This is a genomic window from Streptomyces dangxiongensis, from assembly GCF_003675325.1.
Lineage (GTDB): Bacteria > Actinomycetota > Actinomycetes > Streptomycetales > Streptomycetaceae > Streptomyces > Streptomyces dangxiongensis.
Genome location: NZ_CP033073.1, coordinates 6,746,575 through 6,772,332, shown reverse-complemented (window position 1 = coordinate 6,772,332; position 25,758 = coordinate 6,746,575). Strand labels below are relative to the sequence as shown.

General features: G+C 73.7%; 23 protein-coding genes and 2 pseudogenes. 18 read left to right on the top strand and 7 right to left on the bottom strand.

Annotation, left to right across the window (positions count from 1 at the left end):
* Nucleotides 1-717, top strand: a complete 717-nt coding sequence (bioD, locus tag D9753_RS30680) for a dethiobiotin synthase (RefSeq protein WP_121789952.1) — start codon at nucleotides 1-3, stop codon at nucleotides 715-717.
* Between the two features lie 232 nt (nucleotides 718-949).
* Here bioD and D9753_RS30675 read toward each other — a convergent pair whose 3' ends face one another.
* On the bottom strand, nucleotides 950-1,324 hold the full coding sequence (locus D9753_RS30675; RefSeq protein ID WP_121789951.1) for a fic family toxin-antitoxin system, toxin component: 375 nt from the start codon (nucleotides 1,322-1,324) through the stop codon (nucleotides 950-952).
* A gap of 16 nt (nucleotides 1,325-1,340) precedes the next feature.
* Nucleotides 1,341-1,583, bottom strand: coding sequence for a toxin-antitoxin system HicB family antitoxin (locus D9753_RS30670; RefSeq protein WP_121789950.1), 243 nt, complete (start codon nucleotides 1,581-1,583; stop codon nucleotides 1,341-1,343).
* A 118-nt stretch (nucleotides 1,584-1,701) separates the two neighbouring features.
* Between D9753_RS30670 and D9753_RS30665 the strand changes: the two genes are divergently transcribed.
* The 9 genes from D9753_RS30665 (at nucleotide 1,702) to mug (ending at nucleotide 12,594) form a co-directional block, all read left to right on the top strand.
* Entirely contained in the window at nucleotides 1,702-2,610 is a 909-nt protein-coding gene (locus tag D9753_RS30665) for an ABC transporter ATP-binding protein (RefSeq protein ID WP_240468326.1), read from the top strand.
* 3 nt (nucleotides 2,611-2,613) lie between these two features.
* Nucleotides 2,614-5,181, top strand: coding sequence for an ABC transporter permease (locus D9753_RS30660; protein ID WP_121789949.1), 2,568 nt, complete (start codon nucleotides 2,614-2,616; stop codon nucleotides 5,179-5,181).
* Nucleotides 5,182-5,440: 259 nt separating this feature from the next.
* A complete protein-coding gene (locus D9753_RS30655; RefSeq protein WP_121789948.1) occupies nucleotides 5,441-6,331 on the top strand; it encodes an LLM class F420-dependent oxidoreductase in 891 nt (296 codons plus the stop codon).
* Nucleotides 6,332-6,376: 45 nt separating this feature from the next.
* Entirely contained in the window at nucleotides 6,377-6,802 is a 426-nt protein-coding gene (locus tag D9753_RS30650) for a GNAT family N-acetyltransferase (protein WP_121789947.1), read from the top strand.
* Nucleotides 6,803-6,988: 186 nt separating this feature from the next.
* Nucleotides 6,989-8,500 carry a hemolysin family protein gene (locus D9753_RS30645; protein ID WP_240468325.1) on the top strand — a complete coding sequence of 504 codons (1,512 nt, stop codon included), beginning with the start codon at nucleotides 6,989-6,991 and terminating at the stop codon, nucleotides 8,498-8,500.
* Nucleotides 8,497-9,516 (top strand): hemolysin family protein, encoded by a 1,020-nt coding sequence (locus D9753_RS30640; protein ID WP_121789946.1) that lies wholly within the window; start codon nucleotides 8,497-8,499, stop codon nucleotides 9,514-9,516. Before D9753_RS30645 ends, D9753_RS30640 begins: the two co-directional genes overlap by 4 nt.
* 104 nt (nucleotides 9,517-9,620) lie before the next feature.
* Nucleotides 9,621-10,409, top strand: coding sequence for an SGNH/GDSL hydrolase family protein (locus tag D9753_RS30635; RefSeq protein ID WP_121789945.1), 789 nt, complete (start codon nucleotides 9,621-9,623; stop codon nucleotides 10,407-10,409).
* Between the two features lie 134 nt (nucleotides 10,410-10,543).
* Entirely contained in the window at nucleotides 10,544-11,986 is a 1,443-nt protein-coding gene (gene purB / locus D9753_RS30630) for an adenylosuccinate lyase (RefSeq protein ID WP_121789944.1), read from the top strand.
* A 44-nt stretch (nucleotides 11,987-12,030) separates the two neighbouring features.
* Nucleotides 12,031-12,594 carry a G/U mismatch-specific DNA glycosylase gene (gene mug, locus D9753_RS30625; protein WP_163010971.1) on the top strand — a complete coding sequence of 188 codons (564 nt, stop codon included), beginning with the start codon at nucleotides 12,031-12,033 and terminating at the stop codon, nucleotides 12,592-12,594.
* Here mug and D9753_RS30620 read toward each other — a convergent pair.
* Together D9753_RS30620 and D9753_RS30615 are read right to left on the bottom strand one after the other, a co-directional pair.
* Nucleotides 12,555-13,016 carry a hypothetical protein gene (locus tag D9753_RS30620; protein WP_121789942.1) on the bottom strand — a complete coding sequence of 154 codons (462 nt, stop codon included), beginning with the start codon at nucleotides 13,014-13,016 and terminating at the stop codon, nucleotides 12,555-12,557. The two genes, mug and D9753_RS30620, sit on opposite strands and share 40 nt — an antisense overlap.
* Nucleotides 13,017-13,191: 175 nt before the next feature.
* Nucleotides 13,192-13,763: pseudogene (locus D9753_RS30615) on the bottom strand (ATP-binding cassette domain-containing protein); the annotation flags it as partial.
* Here D9753_RS30615 and D9753_RS38260 point away from each other — a divergent pair.
* From D9753_RS38260 to D9753_RS30605, 3 genes and pseudogenes are all read left to right on the top strand, one after another.
* Nucleotides 13,724-13,852 (top strand): hypothetical protein, encoded by a 129-nt coding sequence (locus D9753_RS38260; protein ID WP_394346828.1) that lies wholly within the window; start codon nucleotides 13,724-13,726, stop codon nucleotides 13,850-13,852. The pseudogene D9753_RS30615 and the gene D9753_RS38260 sit on opposite strands and share 40 nt — an antisense overlap.
* A 14-nt stretch (nucleotides 13,853-13,866) precedes the next feature.
* Nucleotides 13,867-14,523: a response regulator transcription factor gene (locus D9753_RS30610; protein WP_121789941.1), complete on the top strand. Its 657-nt coding sequence runs from the start codon at nucleotides 13,867-13,869 to the stop codon at nucleotides 14,521-14,523.
* 98 nt (nucleotides 14,524-14,621) lie between these two features.
* A pseudogene (locus D9753_RS30605) lies at nucleotides 14,622-15,781 on the top strand (ROK family protein).
* Nucleotides 15,782-16,078: 297 nt separating this feature from the next.
* On the opposite strand, the gene D9753_RS30600 reads toward D9753_RS30605, so the two are convergent.
* A complete protein-coding gene (locus D9753_RS30600; protein ID WP_121789940.1) occupies nucleotides 16,079-16,840 on the bottom strand; it encodes a GntR family transcriptional regulator in 762 nt (253 codons plus the stop codon).
* A 374-nt stretch (nucleotides 16,841-17,214) separates the two neighbouring features.
* On the opposite strand from D9753_RS30600, the gene D9753_RS30595 reads away from it, so the two are divergent.
* Nucleotides 17,215-18,453 carry an IS30 family transposase gene (locus D9753_RS30595; protein WP_449455872.1) on the top strand — a complete coding sequence of 413 codons (1,239 nt, stop codon included), beginning with the start codon at nucleotides 17,215-17,217 and terminating at the stop codon, nucleotides 18,451-18,453.
* Between the two features lie 35 nt (nucleotides 18,454-18,488).
* Here D9753_RS30595 and D9753_RS30590 read toward each other — a convergent pair whose 3' ends face one another.
* Nucleotides 18,489-19,373 (bottom strand): RNA polymerase sigma-70 factor, encoded by an 885-nt coding sequence (locus D9753_RS30590; RefSeq protein ID WP_121789938.1) that lies wholly within the window; start codon nucleotides 19,371-19,373, stop codon nucleotides 18,489-18,491.
* Nucleotides 19,374-19,553: 180 nt separating this feature from the next.
* On the opposite strand from D9753_RS30590, the gene D9753_RS30585 reads away from it, so the two are divergent.
* The 3 genes from D9753_RS30585 to D9753_RS30575 all read left to right on the top strand — a co-directional run bounded on the left by D9753_RS30585 (nucleotide 19,554) and on the right by D9753_RS30575 (nucleotide 23,673).
* Nucleotides 19,554-20,384, top strand: a complete 831-nt coding sequence (locus tag D9753_RS30585; protein WP_121789937.1) for an alpha/beta fold hydrolase — start codon at nucleotides 19,554-19,556, stop codon at nucleotides 20,382-20,384.
* 130 nt (nucleotides 20,385-20,514) lie between these two features.
* A complete protein-coding gene (locus tag D9753_RS30580; RefSeq protein WP_121789936.1) occupies nucleotides 20,515-22,101 on the top strand; it encodes an alkaline phosphatase D family protein in 1,587 nt (528 codons plus the stop codon).
* Between the two features lie 159 nt (nucleotides 22,102-22,260).
* Nucleotides 22,261-23,673 carry a GNAT family N-acetyltransferase gene (locus tag D9753_RS30575; protein ID WP_240468323.1) on the top strand — a complete coding sequence of 471 codons (1,413 nt, stop codon included), beginning with the start codon at nucleotides 22,261-22,263 and terminating at the stop codon, nucleotides 23,671-23,673.
* A 258-nt stretch (nucleotides 23,674-23,931) separates the two neighbouring features.
* Here the strand turns inward: D9753_RS30575 and D9753_RS30570 are convergent, their stop codons facing one another.
* Entirely contained in the window at nucleotides 23,932-25,191 is a 1,260-nt protein-coding gene (locus D9753_RS30570) for a trans-sulfuration enzyme family protein (RefSeq protein WP_121791370.1), read from the bottom strand.
* A 60-nt stretch (nucleotides 25,192-25,251) separates the two neighbouring features.
* Between D9753_RS30570 and D9753_RS30565 the strand changes: the two genes are divergently transcribed.
* Nucleotides 25,252-25,737, top strand: coding sequence for an Lrp/AsnC family transcriptional regulator (locus tag D9753_RS30565; protein WP_121789935.1), 486 nt, complete (start codon nucleotides 25,252-25,254; stop codon nucleotides 25,735-25,737).
* The last annotated feature ends 21 nt before the right edge of the window (nucleotides 25,738-25,758 follow it).

Sequence of the window (25,758 nt, the reverse complement as noted above, 5' to 3'; positions counted from 1 at the left end):
ATGCCGGTACTGGTGATCACGGGGACGGGCACGGAGGTCGGCAAGACCGTCACCACCGCCGCCGTCGCCGCCGCGGCGCTCGCGGCCGGGCGCTCGGTGGCCGTGCTGAAGGCCGCCCAGACGGGCGTACGGCCGGACGAACGCGGGGACGCCGACGAGGTCGCGCGGCTTGCCGGTCCCGTCACGACCGCCGAACTCGCCCGCTACCCGGACCCGTTGGCGCCGGGCACGGCGGCCCGGCGGGCCGGGAGGGCGCCGGTGCATCCGCACGAGGTCGCCGAGCGGGCCGCCAAACTGGCCACCGAGCACGATCTGGTACTGGTCGAGGGGGCGGGCGGGCTGCTCGTCCGGTTCGACGCGGCCGGCGGCACACTGGCCGACGCGGCCCGGCTGCTGGGCGCGCCGGTGCTGGTGGTGGCGCAGGCCGGGCTCGGCACGCTCAACACCACGGAGTTGACGGCGCGCGAACTGCGACGCCGGGAACTGGACCTGGCCGGGGTGGTGATCGGTAGCTGGCCCGGCTTCCCCGACCTGGCCACCCGCTGCAACGTGGCCGACCTGCCGGAGGTCGCCGACGCCCCGCTCCTGGGCGCCCTGCCCGCCGGGGCCGGCTCACTGGCGCCCACCGAGTTCCGCACCGCGGCACCGGCCTGGCTCGCCCCCCGCCTCGACGGCACGTGGGACGCGGAGGCGTTCCAGATCCGCGAGGCACCGTAACGGGGCTCGCGCCACGGGGGCGTCGGCTCTCGGAGACCCGGCCGTGGCGCGGGCGTCGGCCCACGGGGACCGGGCCGTCCCGAGCCGCGGGCCGGTCAGCCGATCCAGCGGGCCGTCCCGAGCCGCGGGCCGGTCAGCCGGTCCGAGCGGGCAGTCCCGAGCCGCAGGCCGGTCCGAGCGGGCAGTCCCGAGCCGCAGGCCGGTCCAGCGGGCCGTCCCTGTCCGCAGCGGGTCAACCGGTCCAGCGGCGCAGTTGCCTCGCGATGTCGTCGACGCTCGCCGTGCCGTCCTTGACGAGTCGGGCGAGGTCCCTGACCTGCTCGGGTGTGGTGACGACCTTGACGCCACTGGCCACCAGGTAGCCGTAGGCGACCGCCGAGGCGAACAGGGCGTTGGACCGCTCCAGGGCCGGGACGTGGATGAGCAGTTGGAGCAGCGACGCGGCCCGCGCGTGCGGGGTGTCGTAGACCGGCACGCCGAATATCTCGGCCCGGTGCCGGGCGACGGCGGCGACGAGGGCGCCCCAGTCGGTGACCTGCGGGTCCCCGGGGGTCTGCCGTTCGGCGAGCATGAGGAGCCAGGCCAGGTCGATGCGGAGGTCGTTCAAGGGATCGGCTTCAGAGTCAGGCGCGGTCTTCGCGGTGGTCGGTGCGGCGGGGTTCGGCGCACTCCTCGGCGAACGCGGACTCGTACCGCTTCATGAAGTCGGCGGCGGCCTCGACGAACGTCCGGCCGGCCTCCCCGGTGTCCTGTCTGACCAGCTCTTCGATGTAGCGGTTCACGCTCATGCCGCGGGCCAGGGCGCGCTCCCGGGCCGCGCGGGCGGTGCCCTCGTCCACGCGCACGTTTAGCTGGGTCTTCGCCATCCCTCGACGCTAGCGCCGGGATGCTAGCGGCGGCAAGGGGCGCACGGAAGCGCTGCGCCTGCTCGGCGGGTCCCTTACGCTCGCCCGGAACGGACGGTTCGGCGACCGGGAGGCGCTCGTGTCGACACCTGCTGCGCAGCACGCCCCGGACGGCGGGGTCGCGGCCCGCGCCCGGGGGCTGACCAAGGCGTACGGTTCCGGCGAGACGGCCGTGCTCGCCCTGGACGCGGTGGACGTGGACATCGCGCGGGGCCGCTTCACCGCCGTGATGGGCCCGTCGGGTTCCGGGAAGTCCACGCTGATGCACTGCCTCGCCGGCCTCGACACCGTCTCGGCCGGCCGGGTGTGGCTCGGCACCACCGAGATCACGGGGCTGAAGGAGCGGGAGCTGACCCGGCTGCGGCGGGACCGGATCGGGTTCATGTTCCAGTCGTTCAACCTCATCCCCACGCTGACCGCCGCCGAGAACATCACCCTGCCGATGGACATCGCGGGCCGGAAACCCGACGCGCGGTGGCTGGACCAGGTCATCGACACCCTCGGGCTGCGGGACCGCCTCACGCACCGGCCGGCGCAACTGTCGGGCGGTCAGCAGCAGCGGGTGGCGTGCGCGCGGGCGCTGGCCTCCCGGCCCGAGCTGATCTTCGCCGACGAGCCGACCGGCAACCTGGACTCGCAGGCCGGGCGGGAGGTGCTGGGCTTTCTGCGCGGCGCCGTGGACGACCTCGATCAGACGGTCGTCATGGTCACCCACGATCCGGGCGCCGCCGCACGCTCGGATCTCGTGCTCTTCCTCGCCGACGGGCGGATCGTGGACCGGATGGCCCGGCCGACGGCGGAGAACGTGCTGGAGCGGATGCGCGTCCTGCCCACGGCAGGTCCGCGGACCGCCGACCCCCGCGGCCACGGCGCTCCGGGCCGGTCGGGCACCGACCCCCGCGGCTGCGGGGCTCCGGACCGGGCCGGTGCCGACCCCTGCGCGTCTCCGGGCCGGTCCGGCGCCGGCGGCACGACCGGGGAGGGCTGACCGGTGCTCAGGGCGACTCTGCGGAGCTTCCTCGCCCACAAGGGGCGGCTGGCGCTGTCCGCACTGGCCGTGGTCCTGTCCGTGGCGTTCGTCGCCGGCAGCCTGATCTTCTCCGACACCGTCACCCGCACGTTCGACCGGCTGTTCGCCTCCACCGCCGCCGATGTGACGGTCCAGCCGCGCGGGGACCTGCGGTCGGCCCGGGCGAGCGGCGCGGTGCAGACCGTGCCGGCCGCGCTGCGGGACCGGGTGGCGAGGGTCGCCGGTGTCGCGGCGGCCCGCGCGGACGTGTCGGTGCGGAACGTCGTGGTCGTCGACCGCCACGACAGGCCCGTCGGCCCGACCACCGGCGCCCCCACCGTCGCCGGTGCCTGGTACGCGACCGGCCGCAGCCCGGTGCGGCTGACCTCCGGCCACGCACCGCGCGGGGCCGGCGAGGCGCTGCTGGACGCGGACACGGCCGGCCGGCGGCAGGTACGGATCGGGGACGCCCTGACGGTGCAGGCGCAGCCGGGCACCTTCCGGGTCCGGGTCGTCGGCATCGCCACCTTCACCACGACCAATCCGGGCGCGGCGCGCATCTACCTGGACCCGGCGGTGGCCGGCCGGGAGCTGCTCGGATCGTCCGCGCGGGCCACCGGCATCTCGGTGGACGCGGCCGAGGGGGTGTCCGACGCGGAACTCCGACGGCGGATCGGAGCGGCGATCGGCACCGGGACGTACGCGCTGAGGACCGCCGGTGAGCAGGCCAAGTCGGCCGCGGCGGACCTCGGCACCTTCCTCGACGTGATCAAGTACGTGATGCTGGGGTTCGCCGGTGTCGCCCTGCTCGTCGGCGTGTTCCTGATCGTCAACACGTTCTCCATGCTGATCGCGCAGCGCACCCGCGAACTGGGCCTGCTCCGGGCGCTGGGCGCGGACCGACGGCAGGTACGGCGGTCGGTGCTCACCGAGGCACTGCTGCTGGGGCTGTTCGGCTCGACGCTCGGTCTGGCCGCCGGGATCGGGCTGGCCTTCGGACTGATCCGGCTGATCAGCGCGGTCGGGATGAACCTGAGGGGCACCGGGATGGTGATCGGCTGGGCTACGCCCGTCGCCGCCTACGTGGTGGGGCTCGGCGTGACCTTAGTGGCCGCCTATCTGCCGGCGCGGCGCGCCGCGGCCGTCTCGCCGATGGCGGCGCTCGCGGATGCCGAGGTCGCCGGCGTGGGCAGGTCGTTGCGTGGCCGGGCGATCGCCGGGGCGGTGGTCGGGGCCGCCGGCGCGGCGGCGCTGGCCGGATGCGCGGCGGCCACGCGGACCGCGCTGGCGGCCTCCCTGCTGGGGCTCGGTGTGGTGCTGACCCTCGTCGCGACGGTGGTCGCCGGGCCGCTGCTGGTGCGGCCGGTGATCCGGGTGCTGGGCTCGGCCTTCCCCGCGCTGTTCGGCCCGGTCGGCCGGATGAGCCAGCGCAACGCGCTGCGCAATCCGCGCCGTACCGGTGCCACGGCCGCGGCCCTGATGGTGGGCCTGGCCCTGGTGGGCGGGATGTCGGTGGCGAGCGCCTCGATGTCGGCGTCCTTCGACCGGCAGATCGACCGGACGCTGGGCGCCGACTTCGTCGTCCAGAGCGCCAACTTCACGCCGTTCACCGGGGAGATCGGCGACCGGGTGGCCGCGACGCCCGGTGCCGGGCTGGTCGTGGCCCAGCGGCTCACCCCCGTCGCCGTACGGCTGCCGGACGGCGAGCGGGTGAGGACCACCGCCACCGGGTACGGCCCCGGCCTGGACGACGTCGCGCACCTCACCTACGCGCGGGGCGGTTCGGCGGCGGCCCTGGCCGACGGGCACCTCGCGATGGACGCCGACTACGCCCGGGACCACGGCGTGCGGGTCGGCAGTGTGCTGCCCGTGGAGTTCCCGGGCGGTCGCCGGGCGGAGCTGACCGTCGGCGCGCTGACGGCCCAGCAGTCGGCCGAGTCCTTCGGCACCCAGGGCGGCGTCCTCCTCGGCCTCGGGACGCTGCGGACGTACATGCCGAACGGGCAGGACTCCGCTCTCTACGTGAACGCGGCCCCCGGTACGGGACCGGCGGACCTGCGGCCCCGGCTGGAGCGGGCGCTCAAGCCGTTCCCGCAGGTACAGGTGCGCAACCAGGCCGACTACAAGGAGCTGGTGCACAGCCAGATCGCCGTGCTGCTGTACCTCGTGTACGCGCTGCTGGGGCTGGCGATCGTCATCGCCGTGCTCGGCGTGGTGAACACCCTGGCGCTGTCGGTGGTGGAGCGGACCCGGGAGATCGGGCTGTTGCGGGCGGTCGGGCTGAGCCGGCGGCAGCTTCGCCGGATGATCCGGCTGGAGTCGGTGGTCATCGCGGTGTTCGGTGCGGTCCTGGGGCTGGCGCTGGGGCTCGTGTGGGGCGTGTGCATGCAGCAGGTGCTGGCGCTGCGCGGGCTGACGGCGCTGGCGATCCCCTGGGGCACGATCGTCGCGGTCGTGGTCGGCTCGGCGGTCGTGGGTGTGGTGGCGGCCCTGCTGCCGGCGCTGCGTGCGTCGCGGATGAACGTGCTGACGGCGATCGCCCACGAATGACCCCGTCGGCCGGCCGCTCGCCGATCCCTCACGCCCGCTGATCGCTCCGGTTGACCGTCCCGACGGACGACTCGGACGGATCACTGACGGGTGACCCGGACGGGGGGCGTGGCGGGGGCGTGGCGGGGGGGGGCGTGGCGGGCGGACTTGGAGGGGGGACTTCGACTGCTCACTACGGCTGATCGGTTCGACTGATCACTTCACCGCGGACGTGATGGAATCGGGACCGGCTCAAGTCGTTTTCTCCTGGGGAGAGTTCATGCCGCGCCCGTTCCGTTTCGGAGTCAACCTGCTCACGCCCGCGCCCGCCGCCGAGTGGCGCGCCAAGTGCCGCCGGGCCGAGGAGCTGGGGTACGACGTGATCCTCGTCCCGGACCACCTCGGCATGACCGCGCCGTTCCCCGCCCTGGTGGCGGCGGCCGAGGCGACCGAGCGGCCCCGGCTCGGCACGTTCGTGCTCAACGCGGGCTTCTGGAACCCGGCGTTGCTGGCCCGCGAGGTGGCGACCACGGACGCGCTGACCGGCGGCCGGCTCGAACTCGGTCTCGGCACCGGCTATGTGCAGACGGAACACGAGGCGGCCGGGCTGCCCTACGGTTCGCCGCGCGAACGGGTGGACCGCCTGCGGCACACCGTGGCGGAGCTGGACCGGCTGCTCGGCTCCCCGGAGCACCAGCCACGGCCCGCCCAGGACCGGGTGCCGGTGCTGATCGGCGCCAACGGCGACCGGATGCTGCGCCTGACCGCCGAACACGCCGACATCGCGGCCTTCACCGGAGCCCGGCCGGGGAAGACGCCCGGCTCACTGGATCCGCTCGGCGCCGGCGAGCTGGACGAGCGCGTGGCCCGCTACCGCGCGCTGGCCGCCGACCGGCCGGCGCCCGCCGAGCTGAACCTGCTGGTCCAGCAGGTGGCCGTCGCCGACGACCCCGAGCCCGCGCTGAGGCCCCTGCTGGAGCGGCAGCCCCGGCTGACCCTCGACGACGCCCTGGCCCTGCCCATCGTGCTGGCCGGTCCGCTGGAGGACGTGGTCGCCAAGGTGCGGGCGCAGCGTGAACGGTTCGGCTTCTCGTACGTGACCGTCCTGGAACCGAGCATGGAGGCGTTCGCGCCGGTGCTGGCCCGGCTGCGCGAGGAGGAGTCCGCATGACGGAAACCCCGGTACCGCCCGGACGGCGACCCGCACGATGATCGTATGAACGATTCGCGTATACGTGCCGCCGTGCCCGACGACCTCGACTCGGTCCTGGCCTTCTGGCGGACGGCCGCCGAGGGTACGAGCATCAGCGACGACCGCGCCGGGGTGGAACACCTGGTCGGCCGCGACCCCGGGGCGCTCCTCGTCGCCGAGCGGGACGGCGAGCTGGTCGGCACGGTGATCGCCGGCTTCGACGGCTGGCGGTGCCATCTGCACCGGCTCGCGGTGCACCCGCGGTGGCGGCGGCAGGGCATCGGCTCGGCGCTGCTGGCCGCCGCCGAGGAGCGCTTCGTACGCCTCGGCGGCCGGCGCGCGGACGCCATGGTGCTGGTCCGCAACGAGACCGCGCACCACACCTGGCAGGCCGCCGGATACGGGCCGGAGGAACACTGGCGGCGCTGGGTGAAGCCGCTCGCCGGCTGACGCGAGCGCCCCGGGGGAAGCCGCTCACCGAGCGGGACCGGACGCTTTTTTGCCCATCCTTTACTCTTGAGGGAGCACTCGGCCCACTATGAAAGGTTGTGAGCGTCCGCCCATGGGCGAGCCTCCCCGTGCGCGACCCCGCGCGTCCTCCCCTGCCCTGTCCGACCATGGGACGGGGGTGACCCGATGACCGAAGTGCTCCTCCTTCTGGTGGCGATCCTGCTGTCGATCGCCTGCGGCGCCTTCGTGGCGGCGGAGTTCTCGCTGACCACGGTCGAGCGGGGCGAGCTGGAGCGGGCCGCCGAGCGCGGCGAGCGCGGCGCCGCGGGCGCCCTGAAGGCCGTACGGAACCTGACCTTCCAGCTCTCCGGCGCCCAGCTCGGCATCACCGTCACCAACCTGGTGGTCGGCATGCTCGCCGAGCCGTCGATCGCGAAGCTGCTCGCCGGCCCGTTCCGGGCGATGGGTCTGTCCGCCGGCGCGGCGAGTTCCGCGGCGCTGCTGCTGGGCACCGCCCTGTCCACGGTGTTCCTGATGGTCGTCGGCGAGCTGGTGCCTAAGAACTGGGCGATCTCGTCGCCGCTGGCCGTGGCCCTGCGCGTGGGGAACGCACAGCGCTGGTTCAGCTCGGCGTTCCGGCCCTTCATCACCCATCTGAACAACACGGCCAACCATCTCGTACGCCGGTTCGGCTTCGAGCCCGCCGAGGAGCTGGCCTCCGCGCGCGGGCCCCAGGAGCTGGCCGCCCTCGCCCGGCACTCCGCCAAGGAAGGCTTCCTGGAGCCGGACACGGCCGAGCTGTTCGTCCGCACGCTGAACCTGGCCGACCTGACCGCGGAGAACGTGATGACACCGCGCGTCCAGGTCGTCGCCCTGGACCTCAAGGCGACCTGCGAGGACGTGGCGAACGCGACCCGGGCCACCGGCCTGTCCCGGTTCCCGGTCTACCGGGGCAGCCTGGACTCCGTCGTCGGCACCGCCCACATCAAGGACGTGCTGGCCGTTCCCGCGGACCAGCGGCGCCACCGCAGGGTCGCCCAGGTGATGCGCGAGCCGCTGCTGGTGCCCGAGTCCCTGACCGTCGACCGGCTGCTGGACCGGCTCGGCGGCCGGCGCACCATGGCCGTCGTGATCGACGAGTACGGCGGCACGGCCGGCGTGGCGACGCTGGAGGACATCGTCGAGGAGGTCGTCGGCGAGGTACGCGACGAGCACGACCCGCACGAGACGTCCGGTCTCGCCCCCGCCGGCGCCGACGGCGAGGGCCGGGCCCTGTACCTGGTCGACGGTGCCGCCCGCGCCGACCAGCTCGCGCGCGTGGGGCTGCGGCTCCCGGAGGGGCCGTACGAGACGCTGGCCGGCCTGGTCGCCACCGAGCTGGGCCGGATACCCGCGGCCGGCGACAGCGTGCACATCGGCGGCTGGCGGCTGGACGTGTCCGACGCCTCCGGCCGCCGGGCCGCCCGCGTACTGCTGCACGCGCCTCTGGACGACGAGAGCACCGCCGGGAGCACGAGCGGGAAAGCCGGCGCCCGGGCCGACGGGAGCACCGGCGGAAAAGCCGGGGCACGAGCCGACGGGAGCACCGGTGGGAGAGCCGGGGCAGGAAATGACGCGCGAGCCGACGGGCAAGCCGACGCACGAGCCGGCGAGAGGGCCGGCGGACGGACCGACGAGAGGCCGGAGGGGACCCGATGACCGTCCTGCAGCTACTGATCGGCCTGGCGACCCTCGTCGTCAACGCCTTCTTCGTCGGCGCCGAGTTCGCGCTCATCTCCGTGCGCCGCTCACAGATCGAGCCGCTCGCCCAGGAGGGTGACCGGCGGGCGCGGAGCGTGCTGTGGGGCCTGGAGCACGTGTCGGCCCTGCTGGCCGCCGCACAGCTCGGCATCACGCTGTGCACACTGGTGCTGGGTGTGGTCGCCGAGCCCGCGATCGCGCATCTGCTGGAGCCGGTGTTCCACGCGACCGGCGTGCCGGCGGGCGTCGGTCACGCCGTGTCCTTCGTGATCGCGCTGACGGTCGCGACCTACCTGCACATGCTGCTCGGCGAGATGGTCCCCAAGAACATCGCGCTCGCCGAGCCGGTGCGCAGCGCGCTGGCTCTCGGTCCTCCCCTGGTCGCGCTGTCCCGGGCGCTGCGGCCGGTGATCTTCACGGTCAACGCCTTCGCCAACGGTCTGCTGAAGCTGCTCCGGGTGGAGGCCAAGGGCGAGGTCGCGGCGACCTTCACCGACTCCGAACTGGCCGAGATCGTGAAGGACGCCAGTGAGGCGGGCCTGATCGACAACCGGGCGCAGGAACGGCTGCACGACGCCCTGGAGCTGGGCAGCCGCCCGGTACGGGACGTGGTGGTACCGCTGGCACGCGTGGTCTACGCGCGCGTGGGCGTCACCCCGGAGCAGGTGGAGCGGCTGTCGGCCGAGTCGGGCTTCTCCCGCTTCCCGGTGGTCGACGCGGGCCGCCGCATCGTGGGCTACCTGCATGTGAAGGACGCGCTGGACATGACACCGCGGGACCTGCCGTTCCGGCTGGGCGACATGCGGTCCATCGCGCGCGTACGGGAGCGGACCCCGCTGGACGACGTGCTCACCGCGATGCGGCGCGGCCGTACGCATCTCGCGGCCGTGCTCGGCGACGACGGCCGGCTGGCCGGCCTGGTGACCATGGAGGACGTGCTGCGCCAGTTGTTCGGCCAGCCGGCCCAGACCTGACCCCCGCCCCGGCCTGCCCCCGGCCCCGGCCCGGCCCCGCGCCCGGAGGCTGTGCCGGGCCGACCGACCGGCAGGTATGAGGCCGGGATACCATCGCTGTCGCCATGCAGACGAATCCCACTCCTCCCCCCTTCACCAGCCTGGTCGCCGTCGGTGACTCGTTCACCGAGGGCATGTCGGACCTGCTGCCCGACGGCTCCTACCGGGGCTGGGCCGACCTGCTCGCCGCGCGGATGGCCGCCCGCACCCCGGGGTTCCGGTACGCCAATCTGGCCGTGCGCGGGAAGCTGATCGGGCAGATCGTCGATGAGCAGGTGCCCCTGGCGGCGGCCATGAGGCCCGACGTCATCACCCTGGTCGGCGGCCTCAACGACGCCCTGCGTCCCAAGTGCGACATGAACCGGGTCCGGGATCTGCTCACCGAGGCCGTGGAGCGGCTGACGCCCTCCTGCGAGCGGCTGGTGCTGATGCGCAGCCCCGGCCGCCGGGGCCCGGTGCTGGAACGGTTCCGGCCGCGCATGGAGGAGCTGTTCGCCTGCCTGGAGGAGCTGGCGGACAAGCACGGTGCCCTGTTGGTCGACCTGTACGGGGCGCCCGCGCTGGCCGACCCGTGGCTGTGGGACGTGGACCGGCTGCACCTGACGGCGGAGGGCCACCGACGGGTCGCCGAGGCGGTGTGGCAGACGCTCGGCCACGAGGCGGAGGACGCCGAGTGGCATGTGCCCATGGCGCAGACGCTCCCGCCGGGCTGGGTGTCGCGCCGGGTCGCCGACGCCCGGTTCGCCCGTCAGCACCTGCTCCCGTGGATAGGCCGCCGCCTGACCGGCCGCTCGTCGGGCGACGGCCGCCCGCCCAAGCGCCCGGACCTGCTGCCGTACGAGGGGCGGGCGTAGCGTCCTGCTGCCGCACGAGAGGCAGGCGTAGCGTCCTGCCGCGGGAAACACGGGCGAGTGACGCGGGTCTCGTAGCTTCCGCCGAACACCCCCGTGGCGCTGGCCTGCACGAACCGCCAGTAGACTCTGGACACGTGACTTCTGCGCCCGCCAAGCCCCGCATCCCGAACGTCCTCGCCGGACGCTACGCCTCCGCCCAGCTCGCCACGCTCTGGTCCCCCGAGCAGAAGGTGAAACTGGAGCGGCAGCTCTGGCTCGCCGTGCTGCGGGCCCAGAAGGACCTCGGCATCGAGGTGCCGCAGGAGGCGATCGCCGACTACGAGCGTGTCCTCGACACCGTCGACCTGGCCTCGATCGCCGAGCGCGAGAAGGTCACCCGGCACGACGTGAAGGCACGGATCGAGGAGTTCAACGACCTCGCCGGGCACGAGCACGTGCACAAGGGCATGACCTCCCGCGACCTCACCGAGAACGTCGAGCAGTTGCAGATCCGGCTCTCGCTGGAGCTGATGCGCGACCGTACGGTGGCCGTGCTGGCGCGCCTCGGCAAGCTGGCCGGCGAGTACGCCGAGCTGGTCATGGCCGGCCGCTCGCACAACGTCGCCGCGCAGGCCACGACCCTGGGCAAGCGTTTCGCGACCGCCGCCGACGAGCTGCTCGTGGCTTACGGGCGCGTGGAGGAGCTGCTCGGCCGCTACCCGCTGCGCGGCATCAAGGGACCGGTCGGCACCGCGCAGGACATGCTGGACCTGCTGGGCGGCGACGCCGGCAAGCTCGCCGAGCTGGAGACCCGGATCGCCCGGCACCTCGGTTTCTCGCAGGCCTTCACCTCGGTCGGCCAGGTCTACCCGCGCTCGCTGGACTACGAGGTCGTCACCGCGCTGGTGCAACTGGCGGCGGGGCCGTCCTCGCTGGCCAGGACGGTGCGGCTGATGGCCGGGCACGAGCTGGTCACCGAGGGCTTCAAGCCGGGCCAGGTCGGTTCCTCGGCGATGCCGCACAAGATGAACACCCGCTCCTGCGAACGCGTCAACGGTCTGATGGTCGTGCTGCGCGGCTACGCCTCGATGACGGGCGAGCTGGCGGGCGACCAGTGGAACGAGGGCGACGTGTCCTGCTCGGTGGTGCGCCGGGTCGCGCTGCCGGACGCCTTCTTCGCGCTGGACGGCCTGCTGGAGACCTTCCTGACCGTCCTCGACGAGTTCGGCGCCTTCCCGGCCGTGGTCGCCCGTGAGCTGGACCGCTACCTGCCGTTCCTGGCCACCACCAAGGTGCTCATGGGCGCGGTGCGGGCCGGTGTCGGCCGCGAGGTCGCGCACGAGGCGATCAAGGAGAACGCCGTGGCCACCGCGCTCGCGATGCGCGAGCAGGGCGCCGAGCGCAACGACCTGCTGGACAAGCTCGCCGCGGACGAGCGGCTGCCGCTCGACCGCGAGCAACTGGCCGCGCTGATGGCCGACAAGCTGTCCTTCACCGGCGCCGCCGCCGACCAGGTCGCCCTGGTCGCCGGCCGGATCGAGGACATCGTCGAGCGGCACCCGGAGGCCGCCGGATACACCCCCGGAGCGATCCTCTGACCGCGCCCCGCACCCCCCGCGTCCCCCGCTTCACCCAGGCGGACCTGGAGGCCGCCCGCGACCGTCTCGTCCCTGATCTGGTCGCGGACGGTCTGCGGGTGCTCTTATGCGGCTTCAACCCGGGTCTGATGACGGCGGCGACCGGCCACCACTTCGCCCGGCCCGGCAACCGGTTCTGGCCGGTGCTGCACCTGTCCGGGTTCACGCCCCGGCTGCTGAAGCCGGCCGAGCAGCCGGAGCTGCTGTCGCACGGGCTCGGCATCACCAACATGGTGGCGCGGGCGACCGCCCGGGCGGACGAGCTGACCGCCGAGGAGTACGCCGAGGGCGGACGGCTGCTGACCGAGAAGGTGACGCGGCTGCGGCCGAGGTGGCTGGCCGTCGTCGGAGTGACCGCTTACCGCGCCGCCTTCGGTGACCGCACGGCCCGGGTGGGTCCGCAGGAACGGACGATCGGCGGCACCCGGGTGTGGGTGCTGCCCAACCCCAGCGGGCTCAACGCGCACTGGACGGCGGCCACGATGGCGGAGGAGTTCGCCCGGCTGCGGGAGGCGGCGGACACGGCCGGTCACGGCGGGTCGGCCTCCGTCACTATCCCGAGTAGCTGACAGGGCAGCTCCTTGTCCCAACGGGACACCCCGAGGGCGACCCAGCGGTCCGCCCCCGGGGCCCGCCACAGCTTGACGTCGGGGACGTGACCGCTGAGCCCGGCCCATGGCTCGGCGATGTCCTCGCCCGCCACCGTCCGGTCGAACACGCTGTACAGGCTGAGGTGATGCGGCTGTCCCCAGCGCTCGCCGAGCCGCTCGGCGAGGCCGTCCCGGTCGGCCTCGTACTGCGCCTCCGTCTCGTCCCGCTCGCTGCCGTCGCCGTCGCCGCCGTCCGCTCCGCCGAGGAGGTCCCCGCCCGTCCGTAAGGCGGCTATGTGATAGCCGGGCCCGCTCTCGCCGTGCTCCGTCCGGCCGCGCGCGGCCGGGAACTCCCGGGCGCACAGCAGGTCGATGAGGTCCAGACACGTCGCGATGTCCATGCCGTCCAGTAAAGCGGGCACCACTGACAATTGGCGGCCCGTCAGGCGGCCCCGCCGACCGTCAGGCGTCCCGGCGCCGCTGGCTCCACCCGCCCGCCACCAGGGCGGTCGCCGTCCACAGCGCGGTCACCGCGAGTCCCCTCCACGGACCGAGGGTGCCGTTCCAGGTGCTGTGCAGGCGGCCCCGGCCGAGGATCAGCAGGTGGTCGGCGAACGCGGCGGTCTCGCCCATCAGACGGCTGGAGACAAGGACCGTGCGGCCCTCCGCGGCCAGCCGGCGCAGCAGCGTCCGGATCCAGACGATGCCTTCCGGGTCGAGGCCGTTGGCGGGTTCGTCGAGCAGGACGACCTCGGGCTCCCCGAGCAGGGCGGCGGCGATGCCCAGCCGCTGGCGCATGCCGAGGGAGTACGTCCGTACCCGGCGCCGCGCCACCGGGGCCGGTCCGGTCTCCTCCAGGACGGTGTCGACACGACACGGCCGGCCGGGATGCGGTTACTGACGGCGAGGGCCCGCAGATGGTCGCGGGCGGTGCGGGAACCGTGCGCGGCGCGGGCGTCGAGCAGGGTTCCCACCCGGTGCAGGGGATCGCGCAGCCGGGCGCAGGCCTCGCCGCCGATCGTGGCGGTACCGGCGGTGGACCGGTCGAGGCCGTTCGGTCGCCGGCGGCACGCTCGCGCTGGAGGGCCGCAACCCGCTGCCCCGGCCGATGTCCGGCTCCGGGCGGGGCAGCGGTCTGCGCGGGACACGGGAACGGGACGCGCTGCTCGGCGGCACCGCCCGGAGCGGTCCGGACGAGGGCCACCGGCAGGTGCGCGCGGAGCTGCCCCTCGGCTGATCTACGCTGGCCGGATGCCGGTCACCGTTCTCCTCGTCGACGACGAACCCCTGGTCCGCGCGGGTCTGCGGGCCGTGCTGACGGCGCAGCCCGACATCGAGGTGGTGGGCGAGGCGGCCGACGGCGCGGCGGTCGTCCCGCTGGTCCGGCGACTGCGGCCGGACGTGGTCGCCATGGATGTGCGGATGCCTCTGCTGGACGGGATCGAGGCCACGCGCGCGGTGCTGCGCACGGTGGCCGAGCCGCCGAGGATTCTCGTGGTGACCACGTTCGAGGACGACGAGTACGTGTACGAGGCGTTACGCGCGGGCGCCGACGGGTTCCTGCTGAAGCGGGCCCGGCCGGCCGAGATCGTGCACGCGGTACGGCTCGTGGCGAAGGGCGGGTCGCTGCTGTTCCCGGCCTCCGTACGGCGCCTCGCCACCCGGTACGGCGACGGCCGCCGTCCGGCACGGGCCGCGCTGGAGCGGGCCCGGCTGACCGAGCGGGAGGCGGAGGTGCGGCGGCTGATGGCGCGGGGGCTGTCGAACGCGGAGATCGCCGCCCGGCTGTTCCTGGGCACCGAGACGGTGAAGTCCCACGTGAGTGCCGTCCTGGCCAAGCTGGGGGCGCGCGACCGCACCCAGGCTGTGATCGCGGCCTACGAGTCGGGCTTCGTGGAGCCGGGGTGAGCGAGTGGCGCCTGCCGCGGGCGGAAGCGGGCACTCGCCGGGGCGGACCGGGCCGAGTACGATCCGGCCAACACGGCCGCGAGCTGGGAGGACGGACGGTGGGGCAGTTGACCGGCGGCGATCCCTCGCTGCTGCGGAGGATCAATTCCGCGGTGGTGCTGCACGCGCTGCGCGCGACGGACTGCGCGACGCTCACCGAGATCACCCGCGTCACCGGGCTGTCCCGGCCGACCGTCGAGGGTGTCGTGGAGGGGCTCATCGAGGGTGGTCTCGTCGTCGAGGCGGCGGCCGACGAGGGTGGGCGCGCGCCGGCAGGGCCGGCCCGCCCGCCGGTTCCGGTTCCGGGCCGAGGCGGGGCATCTGCTGGGCCTGGAGATCGGGCCGCACCGGGTCGCCGCGGTGCTGTCCGCGCTGGACGGCCGGGTGCTGGGCGCGCAGGCCAAGGACGTCGACGAAACGGCCCCGGCGGACGAGCGGCTGGACCGGCTGCGCGGGGCGGTCGCGGAACTGCTGCGCCGGGCCGGCGTCGCGCGCGGTTCGCTGCGGGCGGTGGGCGTGGGCACGCCGGGCATCGTGGACGCGGACGGCACGGTACGGCTGAGCACGGCCCTGCCGCAGTGGACCGGCCTGAAGCTCGGCGAGCGGCTGAGCCGGTCCTTCAAGTGCCCGGGTGCTGGTGGAGAACGACGCCAACGCGGCGGCCGTCGCCGAGCACTGGAAGGGCGCGGCGAGCGAGTCGGACGACGTGGTGTTCGTGCTGGCCGGGCTGAGCCCGGGGGCGGGTGCGCTGATCGGCGGGCGGCTGCACCGGGGGTACGGCGGGGCGGCCGGGGAGATCGGGGCACTGCATCTGCTGGGCCGGGAGGCGACGCCGGAGACGCTGCTGTCCACCACCGACGAACCGCTGCACCCGTTGGACGAGCAGGCCGTCGCCGAGGTGTTCGCGCTGGCCCGCGAGGGCGACCAGCGGGCGCGGGCGGCCGTCGAACGGTTCATCCAGCGGCTCGTGCACGACGTCGCCGCGCTGGTGCTGGCGCTCGATCCCGAACTCGTCGTGATCGGCGGCTGGGCGGCCGGCCTGGACGGTGTCCTTGAGCCGCTCCGCCGCGAACTGGCCCGCTACTGCCTGCGTCCGCCGCAGGTGGCCCTGTCGCTCCTGGGCGAGGCGGCCGTCGCCACCGGGGCACTGCGCCTGGCCATGGACCACGTCGAGGAGCAACTGTTCGCGGTGGACGCCACGGTAACGGCCCGCCGCTGAGCGGCGCGGGGGCGCGGGCGCGGGGCGCGGCGCGGGCTGCGGGGGTCCTCGGGCCGCCGTGGCGCCGGGCGCGGTAGTCGGGCCGCCGGGATCCTCGGGCCGCCGGGACGGTGAGTGCTCGGACCGCCGGGGCCGCCGGGCCGCTGGGGCCGCCGGCGTGCTCGGCCGCACGGGCGCTGCGGGGCGAGCGTGCCGGTTGGGGGCGCCCGGCGGGGGCGCTGTCCGCTGGCTACGCGCAGCCCCGCGGGGACGCTGCCCCGGGCTGCGTACCTTCGAGCGCCCGGGGCGGATGGTGTGTCAGGACGCCTGGCGTTCCGGGTCGTGGTGTATCTCCACGCCCGTCGACTCGCCGAAGGTCAGCCGGCAGGTGTCGGCGCGGTAGGTCGCGACCGACAGGGCCGCCGTACGGCCCTGGGCGAAGAAGCGGGTGGTGACGACCAGGACGGGCGAGCCGGGGAGCCGGTCGAGTTCCCGGGCGTCCTCCGCCCGCGCGGAGCCCAGCTCGACGGCGCGGTCCTCCCCCTCCAGCGGCAGGTGCTGCAACTCGCGCAGCACCGCACGCGCGCGTGCCGTGCCGGACGGGGCGTCGATCGCGGTCAGGTCGGGCAGGGAGGCCGCCGGGATGTAGAGCAGCTCGGTGCCGACCTGCTGGCCGTGGGACATGCGGGAGCGGCGCACGATGTGGACGGTCTCGTCCGGGCCTGTCTCCAGGGCCGCGGCGACGGCGGCGGGCGGCGGCGCCTGGACGCTGTCCAGGGGCTGCCAGTCGTCCGCGGCGGCGCCGGGCCAGGTGTGCTGTTCGGTACCGACGGCCACGCCGACGCGCGGGGGCGCGACGGTCGTGCCCACCCCGCGGCGGCGTTGCAGCCGGCCCTCCAGCTCCAACTGCTCCAACGCCTGGCGGAGCGTCGCGCGCGCCACGCCGAAGCGGGCCGCGAGGTCACGCTCGTTGGGCAGGATCTCGCCGACCGAGAACTCCGAGTCCAGTGCCTCGGTGAGCACGGTCTTGAGATGCCAGTACTTCGGTTCCGGCACCGATTCGAGCTGAGTGGTCCCCACCCTGTCCTCCGCAAGAGCCGTGGTCCGGCGGCTTTTAGCGCCCTTGTTTATTAAAGGTTGTTGCACTTCTCTGCGACCATAGGGCTGCCGCCACCCTTGGTCAAGACCAATCCTCGGTCCGGTGGGCAACCCGTGACGGACCCGCCGCGGAGCGTTCACGAGCCGTTCGCGCGCGGCGGTGTGTGTGACATCGCGGCAAAACCCCTGTCGTACAGCGGAGTCACCACGGCACGGCAGAGCCCCCGCCGTGCCTTGGGTTCTACTGATCGTCGCAACACCCGAGGCACGGGAACGCGATGACCAACGGCGGTGCCTGGCGAGGGCGACCACGGATCGAAGCGCGACAGAAGTACTTCGACCTCGTTTGCCAGGGCGTGAGCAACGAGGAAGCTTGTCGCATTGTCGGCATTAACCCCAGAACCGGGCGTGAGTGGCGTAACGGACGCAGTGAGCGTTCGAGGGGCACCTCACGGCCGGGTAAGAGGACCAGGCCGGCGGTCCAGCCCCTCACGGGCGAGACGCGCATGTTCGTCCCGCACCCTCTCAACGGGGAGAGGGTGCGGCGGCCCGCGGTCTCTGGCCGCTACCTGTCCGAGGACGAGCGGAGCCGCATCGCCGACCTGCGCAGGGAGAAGCTCTCGATCCGGAAGATCGCCGCTGAACTGGGCCGCAGCCCTTCGACCATCAGCCGTGAGATCCGGCGCAACTGCAACCCCGACGTCAGCCCGCGCCACCCCGCCTACTACCGCCCCTTCGCCGCTCACAAGCGGGCTGAGACACGCCGCCGACGCCCCAAGCCGCGTCGGATCCACGGCACCCCGGAGCTGCGGGACTTCATCCAGAAACACCTGGACAAACGGTGGAGCCCCGAGCAGATCGCACACGTGCTACGGCGCCAGTTCCCAGGCCGGCCCGACATGCATGTCTCCCACGAGACGATCTACCGAGCTTTATACGCACAGGCCAGAGACGGTGTGTGGCGTGAGATCTCCCGGCGCCTGCGCACTGGCCGCTGCATGCGCAAGCGGCGCAGGCAGCCCGATCAGCGGCAGCCGCGATTCCTTCACCCGATGACCATGATCAGCCAGCGGCCCGCCGAAGCCGATGATCGCACCGTCCCGGGTCACTGGGAAGGCGACCTGATCATCGGTGCGAAGGGCCGCTCAGCGATCGGCACGCTCGTGGAGCGCAGCACCCGCTACACCTTGCTCGTCCACCTCCCGGACGGCTACATGCCCGGCCGCATGCGCGACGCCCTGCTGGATACCGTCAAGGCACTCCCAGCCAGCCTCAAACGCTCGCTGACCTGGGACCAAGGAGCCGAGATGGCCCACCACTACGCCTTCTCAGAAGCATCCGGAGTGCCCGTGTACTTCTGCGAGCCGCGAAGCCCGTGGCAGCGCGGCTCCAACGAGAACACCAACGGACTGCTCAGACAGTACTTCCCGAAAGGCACCGACCTTTCCAGGCACACCCGTGAGGACCTGGAGGCCGTGGCCACCGAACTCAACAACCGGCCCAGGAAGGCGCTCGACTGGGAGACCCCAGCCGAGCGCCTGAACGAGGCACTGAACACCGATCACAACCACTCACGTGTTGCGTCGATTTGTTGAATCCGCCTGCGACGGGGGCTCGTGGAGGGGCCGGTTCAGCGGGCGGCGAGGGAGCGCAGCTTGTCCGGGTTGCGGACGACGTACACGGCCGTGACCCGGTCGTCGGCTATGTCCAGTTGGAACAGGCTGTCGGGCCGGTCGTCGCTGATGATGAGCACGGCGGGGCCTCCGTTGGTCTCCACCAGCCGGAAGGCGAGTCCCGGCGGGCCGGACCGCGAGACGCCGACGAGGAAGCGGCCGACCTTGTCGGCGGTGTGCAGGATCCGCAGCGGCGCCTTGGCCTTTCCGCCGCTGTCGCCGACCAACTGGACGTCCGGGGCGAGCAGGGACATCAGCCCCTCCAGGTCGCCCTCGACCGCGGCGGCGATGAAGCGTTCGGTCAGGTCCCGGCGCCGGGCGGGGTCGACGTCGTAGCGCGGGCGCCGTTCCGCGACGTGCCGGCGGGCGCGCCCGGCGAGCTGCCGTACCGCCGCCTCGCCGCGGTCGAGCAGCGTGGCGATCTCGGCGTACGGATAGCCGAACGCCTCCCGGAGCACGAAGACCGCCCGCTCCAGCGGTGAGAGCGATTCCAGGACGACGAGGACGGCCAGGGACACGGTGTCGGCGAGCACTGCACGGTCGGCGGAGTCAGGTGCGGTGTCGCCGAATTCGGTGAGGTACGGCTCCGGCAGCCACGGCCCGACGTACGCCTCGCCGCGCGACTGCACCTGCCGCAGCCGGTCGATGGCCAGGCGGGTGGTGATGCGCACCAGGTAGGCACGCGGTTCGCGGACGTCCGTGCGGTCGGCCCGGTACCAGCGCAGCCAGGCGTCCTGGACCACGTCCTCGGCGTCGGCGACGCGACCGAGCATGCGGTAGGCGACGCCCATGAGGAAGGGCCGGTGTTCTTCGAAGACGTCGGTGGCGAGGTCTGCGGTCACGGCCCCATCTCATCCGACACATCTGCCGGTGTCCACCCGGAATGATCTGCTCCGGGAGTGGGGCGGGTGCGGGCGGGCTCCCGGGTGCCGGGCGGGAGGGACACCAGGGGCTACCCGCCGGTAGTAATTGCTGACAAGCTGTCTACGGATCCGTCAGCAGCCCAGACGAGGAGCACCCCCATGTCCGCCACCGTCTCCTTCCCGGTCCCCACGCCGCACGGCCCGCGGGACGTGACCGTGTCCTACGCGCGCGTGGGCCGCGGCGAGCCGCTGGTCCTGCTGCACGGCATCGGCCACCACCGGCAGGCCTGGGACCCGGTCGTGGACATCCTCGCCACCGAGCGCGACGTGATCGCCGTCGACCTGCCGGGCTTCGGCGCGTCCCCGGCCCTGCCCGACGGGCTGGCCTACGACCTGCCCACCACCCACACCGTGCTCGGCTCCCTGTTCGAGGCGCTGGAGCTGGACCGGCCCCACGTCGCCGGCAACTCGCTGGGCGGCCTGCTCGCGCTGGAGCTGGGCCGGGAGAAGCTCGTACGCTCCGTCACCGCCCTGTCGCCGGCCGGGTTCTGGACGGAGGCCGAGCGGCGGTACGCGTTCACGGTGCTGCTCACGATGCGCGGCATCGCCCAGCGGCTCCCGCTGCCCCTGGTGGAGCGGCTGGCGCGTACGGCGGCCGGCCGGACGGCACTGACCAGCACCATCTACGCCCGCCCCGGCCGCCGTTCCCCGGAGGCGGTGGTCGCCGAGACGCTCGCGCTCGTGGGGGCCGCCGGCTTCGAGGCGACCCTGCGGGCGGGCTCCACCGTCCGGTTCGCCGACGCTCTGCCGGGCCTGCCGGTCACGGTGGCCTGGGGGACCCGGGACCGTATTCTCGTGCGCCGCCAGGGCGTCCGGGCCAAGCAGCTCATCCCGCACGCCCGGCTGGTCCGGCTGCCCGGCTGCGGGCACTGCCCGATGAACGACGACCCGGCGCTGATCGCCCGGGTCATCCTGGACGGCAGCCGCTGAGCCACCGGACCGGACGAGCGACGGCCGGCCGGCGCGGGCCGTTGTTCACCCGGCGTTCGCGCGCGCGCCGCGGCGCCCCAGTAGGTGTGGCTCTGCACACCGGCCGGATCCCGTCCCTGGAGGCGCAGCCATGTCCCACCGCCCGCTCCCCGGCCGCCGCAGTGTTCTGCGCGGCTCGCTCGTCACGTCGGCGGCCCTGACCCTGCCCGTCGGCCTCGGCGTGGCACCGGCGTTCGCCCGCTCCGGACGCCCCGGGGCGGGCTGGGGCGTGCAGACGGGTGACGTGACCGCCGACTCCGGTCTGGTATGGGTGCGTTCGGACCGGCCGGCCCGGATGGTCGTGGAGACCTCGGCCACCGAGTCGTTCCGCGACCCGCGCAGATGGCACGGTCCGCTGCTGGACGCCGGCACGGACTTCACCGGCACCACCCGGCTGCACGGCCTGCCGTCCGGCGAGCAGATCCACTACCGGGTGCTGCTCGCCGACCCCGACGACCCGCGCCGCACCGGCGAACCCGTGACCGGCACGTTCCGCACGGTCTCCCGGCGCCGCCGGGACGGCGTGCGCTTCCTGTGGTCGGGCGACCTGGCAGGCCAGGGCTGGGGCATCAACCCCGACCGCGGCGGCTACCGCATCTACGACGCGATGGCGAAGCTGGACCCCGACTTCTTCCTGTGCAGCGGCGACGCCATCTACGCCGACGGGCCGATCGCCGCCACCCAGGCCCTGCCCGACGGCAGCACCTGGCGGAACGTCACCACCGAGGAGAAGTCGAAGGTCGCCGAGACCCTCGACGAGTACCGGGGCAACTTCCGCTACAACCTGCTCGACGCCAGCCTCCGCCGTTTCAACGCCCAGGTACCCTCGATCGTCCAGTGGGACGACCACGAGGTCCGCAACAACTGGTACCCGGGCGAGATGATCGCCTCCTCCGACACCCGGTACACCGAGAAGAGCATCGACGTCCTCGCGGCGCGGGCCCGGCGGGCGTTCAGCGAGTACGCCCCGGTCTCCACGCTGCGTCCGGGTGCCCGTGAGGGCCGCGTCCACCGGGTACTGCGTCAGGGCCCGCTGCTGGACGTGTTCGTACTCGACATGCGCACCTACCGCAACGCCAACTCGCCCGACGACCAGACCGTCGACCCGCAGGGCATCCTGGGCCGCGAGCAACTGGAGTGGCTCAAGCGGGAACTCGCCCGGTCGCGCGCGGTGTGGAAGGTGATCGCCGCCGACATGCCGATCGGGCTGGTGGTGCCCGACACGACGGAGAACCGTCCCGATTTCGAGGCGGTGGCCCAGGGCGACCCGGGCGCCCCCCTCGGCCGGGAACTCCAGATCGCCGAGCTGCTGCGGTTCGTGAAGCACCGGCGGATCACCGGCACGGTGTGGCTGACGGCTGACGTGCACCACACCTCCGCCCAGCACTACCAGCCGTCGCGGGCCGCGTTCACCGATTTCGAGCCGTTCTGGGAGTTCGTCTCCGGACCGCTGAACGCCGGCGCGTTCCCGGCGAGCGCGCTGGACGGCACCTTCGGCCCGGAGCGGGTCTTCGTGAAGGCACCGACGGCGTCGAACGTCTCACCCGCGGGCGGCTACCAGTTCTTCGGCGAGGTCGACATCGACGGGGGCAGCGGCGAGCTGACGGTGCGGCTGCGCGAGCAGGACGGCGCGGTGCTGTTCACCCGCACGTTGCGGCCGGGCCGGGTCGGCCAGTAGCGGCGCACGGGCAGGCCGCACGAACGACGGGCCGGTCGGCGGTGGCCGGCCGACTGTAGAAACGGCAGCAAATAGGACGGAGCATGCTTTACCCATCGGTCACAATCAGTTCGTGATCACGCAACACCGTTCCTTCACAGTGGCTGCATGACTCCAGACATGCCTGACGTGACCCGGGCGAAGCACGGACGGCCCGTGCACCACTGGCGGCGGGACGTCGTCGAACTCGCCGCGCTCTTCACCGCCGTCGCCGTCGCGGACGCCACGGCGAACCTGATCGGACACGGACCGGACGGACCGGCCCTGCTGGTCTTGTCGGCCGTCGTGCTGGCCGCGACGGCGGGCTTCCACGTGTGGTGGTCACGCCGCCACGGACACGCGCCGCCCGTCAGTGATACCGGCGCCCGGCCGGCCGCCGCCGCGCGGCCGGCCGGGCACTCGACACAGCCCGGCACCACGGCCGACGAGGTCGCCGCCCCCGGCACGCTGTGGCGGATGCGTACGACGGTGCAGGACGAGCCCGGTTCGCTGGCCGTGCTGTGCACGGCGCTGGCCGAACGGCGGGTGGACATCCTGAGCCTCCAGACGCACCCGCTGGCCGACGGCACCGTGGACGAGTTCCTCCTGCGGTCCCCGGGCACGCTGGCCGCGGCGGAGATCACCCGGGCGGTCGCGCTGGCCGGGGGCAGGGCCACCTGGATCGAGCGGGCCGACGCCCACGACCTGGTCGACGCGCCCACCCGGGTGCTCGGACTGGCCGCCCGCACCGCCCTGGACGCCGCCGAACTGCCGTTGGCGCTACGCCAGTTGCTGGGCCGCTGCACGATCCGGTCACTGCCCGGCACGCCGGTCGGCGGGGGCCGCGGCCCGGAACCGGTGCCGGTCGGGGGCGTCCTGGAAGACACCGTGATGCGGCTGCGGGCACCGGAGGGCGGTGTGCTCACCGTGGAACGGCCGTATCTGCCGTTCACCCCGACCGAGTTCGCGCGGGCACGGGCGCTGGTGGAGCTGGACAGCCGGCTCGGGCCGCGGATCCCGCGCGGTCAGGACGTGCTGACCCTGCCGGAGGGCAACGACATCACCGTGCGCCGGGTCGACACCGGTGACCTGGCCGCGGCCCGGGCGATGCACGAGCGGTGCTCGCCCCGCACCCTCGGCATGCGCTACCACGGCCCGGTCGGGGACGCGAACCGCTATCTGACCCACCTGCTCAGCCCCCGCTTCGGCCGTACGCTGGCCGCGCAGACCGCGTCCGGCCGGATCGTCGGCCTCGGGCACCTGCTGTGGGACGGCGACGAGACCGAGGTCGCGCTGCTGATCGAGGACGACTGGCAGCAGCGGGGCATCGGCGGGGAGCTGCTCGGCCGGCTGGTCGCGCTGGCGGTGGAGGCCGGCTGCGAGAGCGTGTACGCCGTGACGCAGGCCTCCAACACCGGCATGGTCGCCGCCATGCGCGGCCTCGGCCTGCCCCTCGACTACCAGATCGAGGAAGGCACCCTGGTCATCACGGCCCGCCTGGACACCACGGCACTGACCACGACCCCCCGAACCCACCCACCGCACCTCGGCTGAGAGCGGGGCGGACGGCAGGGCCGCCCCGCCCCGACGGGAGCCACCACCCCCGGCCGGAGTCGCCGTGACCGCGTTCGTCGTGGCCAGTCATCGCGGCGGTGACCGGGGATCCCCAAGTACGGGCGGGGGCCGATACGCCAGGCGCGGGCCGTTCCACCACGCGCGGGTCCGAGGGCGAGCGGCCCCCGCGCCACGCGTCTCCCGGGGGCGCCCCGCCGGACCGTGTCGGTGTACGGGGGCCGTGGGCCGCCGGTGCCGTCAGCGCACCGCCTCCGGTACCGCCTCCCGCAACACCCCCGGCACCGTGTCGTGTACCGGCTTCCGCGTCGTCTCCCGCGAGGGGCCCGGTCCGCCGACGGGGCCGCCCAGGGCCTGGTTCAGGTCGGCCCACAGATCGTCCACGTCCTCCAGGCCCACCGACAGCCGCAGCAGCCGGTCGCTCACCCCCGCCCCGCGCCGGTCGTCGGCGTCGACGATGCGGTGGCTGATGGACGCGGGATGCTGGATCAGCGTGTCGACGCTGCCGAGACTCACCGCGGGGGTGACGAGCCGGACCCGGGAGATCACCTCGTGCGGGTCGCCGTACACCTCGAAGGCGATCATCGCGCCGCCGAGCCGCGGATAGTGGACGCGGGCCACGCGGGGATCGGCGGCGAGCCGGCGGACCAGCTCGGCGGCGTTCGCGGAGGCGGCCCGGACCCGCACCGGAAGGGTGGACAGCCCCCGCAGCAGCAGATATCCGGCCAGCGGATGGAGGACTCCCCCGGTGGCGAACCGTATCTGCCGCAGCCGGCCCGCGAACTCCTCGTCACAGGCGACGACCCCGGCGAGCACGTCGCCATGGCCGCCGAGGTACTTGGTGGCGCTGTGCAGCACCAGCCGCGCGCCCTGCTCGGCCGGGCGCTGCAGCACGGGCGTGGCGAAGGTGTTGTCGACGAGCAGCGGCACCGGGCCGCAGGCGTCCGCGACGGCCCGCAGGTCGAGTTCGGCGAGGGTCGGGTTGGCCGGGGACTCGACCAGCACCAGGCCGGTGTCCGGGCGCAGCGCGTCGCCGATGCCGGCCGGGTCGGTCCAGGTGACCTCCGTACCGAGCAGTCCGGCGGTCAGCAGGTGGTCGCTACAGCCGTACAGGGGCCGTACCGCGACCACGTGCCGCAGGCCCGTGCCGGGGAGGGCGAGGAGGACGGCGCTGAGCGCGGCCATGCCGCTGGCGAAGGCGACCGCGGACTCGGTGCCCTCCAGGCGGGCGAGGGCGGTCTCGAAGCGGGCGACGGTCGGGTTGCCGAGGCGGCCGTAGACCGGCGGTCCGACCGGATCGGCGCCGTCGGTGGCGAAGGCGTCGATCCGGGCGGCCTCGGCGCGGCTGTCGTACGAGGGGTAGGTGGTCGACAGGTCGATCGGCGGGGCGTGCAGGCCCTGGCGGGCGAGATCGTCGCGGCCGGCGTGCACGGCCTCCGTGGCCAGGGCTCTCGATGCGGCGCGTACGTCGTCGTAGGCGCCGGTGCTCGCTGTGTCCATGGCCGGAAGGGTGAACAGTGAACGGTTCATCGGGCGCAGTCACCGTGTTACGTTCGGCCCATGGCCGATTCAGTCGTACTGGATCCGGTGGACCTGCATCTGCTGCGGCTGTTGCAGAACGACGCCCGGACCACCTATCGCGACCTCGCCGCGCAGGTGGGCGTGGCGCCGTCGACCTGCCTGGACCGGGTGACCCGGCTGCGCCGCTCGGGCGTGATCCTGGGGCATCGGCTGCGACTCGATCCGGCCAAGCTCGGGCGCGGGCTCCAGGCCCTGCTGTCGGTGCAGGTGCGTCCGCACCGGCGGGAACTGGTGGGGCCGTTCGTGGAACGCGTACGGGCGCTGCCCGAGGCCCGGTCGGTGTTCCATCTGACCGGGCCGGACGACTATCTGGTGCATGTGGCCGTCGCGGACATGGCCGACCTCCAGCGGCTGGTGCTGGACGAGTTCACGGCGCGGCGCGAGGTGGCGCGGGTGGAGACCCGGCTCATCTTCCAGCAGTGGGAGTGCGGGCCACTGCTGCCTCCCGGCCACGCCCAGAGCTGAATCCCCCGTACGTGGTGACGT

Excerpts from the sequence above, each read along its gene's own strand:
- bioD (WP_121789952.1), top strand. The coding sequence starts at position 1 with ATGCCGGTACTGGTGATCACGGGGACGGGCACGGAGGTCGGCAAGACC.
- D9753_RS30670 (WP_121789950.1), bottom strand. The coding sequence starts at position 1,583 with ATGGCGAAGACCCAGCTAAACGTGCGCGTGGACGAGGGCACCGCCCGC.
- D9753_RS30655 (WP_121789948.1), top strand. The coding sequence starts at position 5,441 with ATGCCGCGCCCGTTCCGTTTCGGAGTCAACCTGCTCACGCCCGCGCCC.
- D9753_RS30650 (WP_121789947.1), top strand. The coding sequence starts at position 6,377 with ATGAACGATTCGCGTATACGTGCCGCCGTGCCCGACGACCTCGACTCG.
- D9753_RS30645 (WP_240468325.1), top strand. The coding sequence starts at position 6,989 with ATGACCGAAGTGCTCCTCCTTCTGGTGGCGATCCTGCTGTCGATCGCC.
- D9753_RS30640 (WP_121789946.1), top strand. The coding sequence starts at position 8,497 with ATGACCGTCCTGCAGCTACTGATCGGCCTGGCGACCCTCGTCGTCAAC.
- D9753_RS30635 (WP_121789945.1), top strand. The coding sequence starts at position 9,621 with ATGCAGACGAATCCCACTCCTCCCCCCTTCACCAGCCTGGTCGCCGTC.
- D9753_RS30620 (WP_121789942.1), bottom strand. The coding sequence starts at position 13,016 with ATGGACATCGCGACGTGTCTGGACCTCATCGACCTGCTGTGCGCCCGG.
- D9753_RS38260 (WP_394346828.1), top strand. The coding sequence starts at position 13,724 with ATGTCCGGCTCCGGGCGGGGCAGCGGTCTGCGCGGGACACGGGAACGG.
- D9753_RS30610 (WP_121789941.1), top strand. The coding sequence starts at position 13,867 with ATGCCGGTCACCGTTCTCCTCGTCGACGACGAACCCCTGGTCCGCGCG.
- D9753_RS30585 (WP_121789937.1), top strand. The coding sequence starts at position 19,554 with ATGTCCGCCACCGTCTCCTTCCCGGTCCCCACGCCGCACGGCCCGCGG.
- D9753_RS30580 (WP_121789936.1), top strand. The coding sequence starts at position 20,515 with ATGTCCCACCGCCCGCTCCCCGGCCGCCGCAGTGTTCTGCGCGGCTCG.
- D9753_RS30575 (WP_240468323.1), top strand. The coding sequence starts at position 22,261 with ATGCCTGACGTGACCCGGGCGAAGCACGGACGGCCCGTGCACCACTGG.
- D9753_RS30570 (WP_121791370.1), bottom strand. The coding sequence starts at position 25,191 with ATGGACACAGCGAGCACCGGCGCCTACGACGACGTACGCGCCGCATCG.
- D9753_RS30565 (WP_121789935.1), top strand. The coding sequence starts at position 25,252 with ATGGCCGATTCAGTCGTACTGGATCCGGTGGACCTGCATCTGCTGCGG.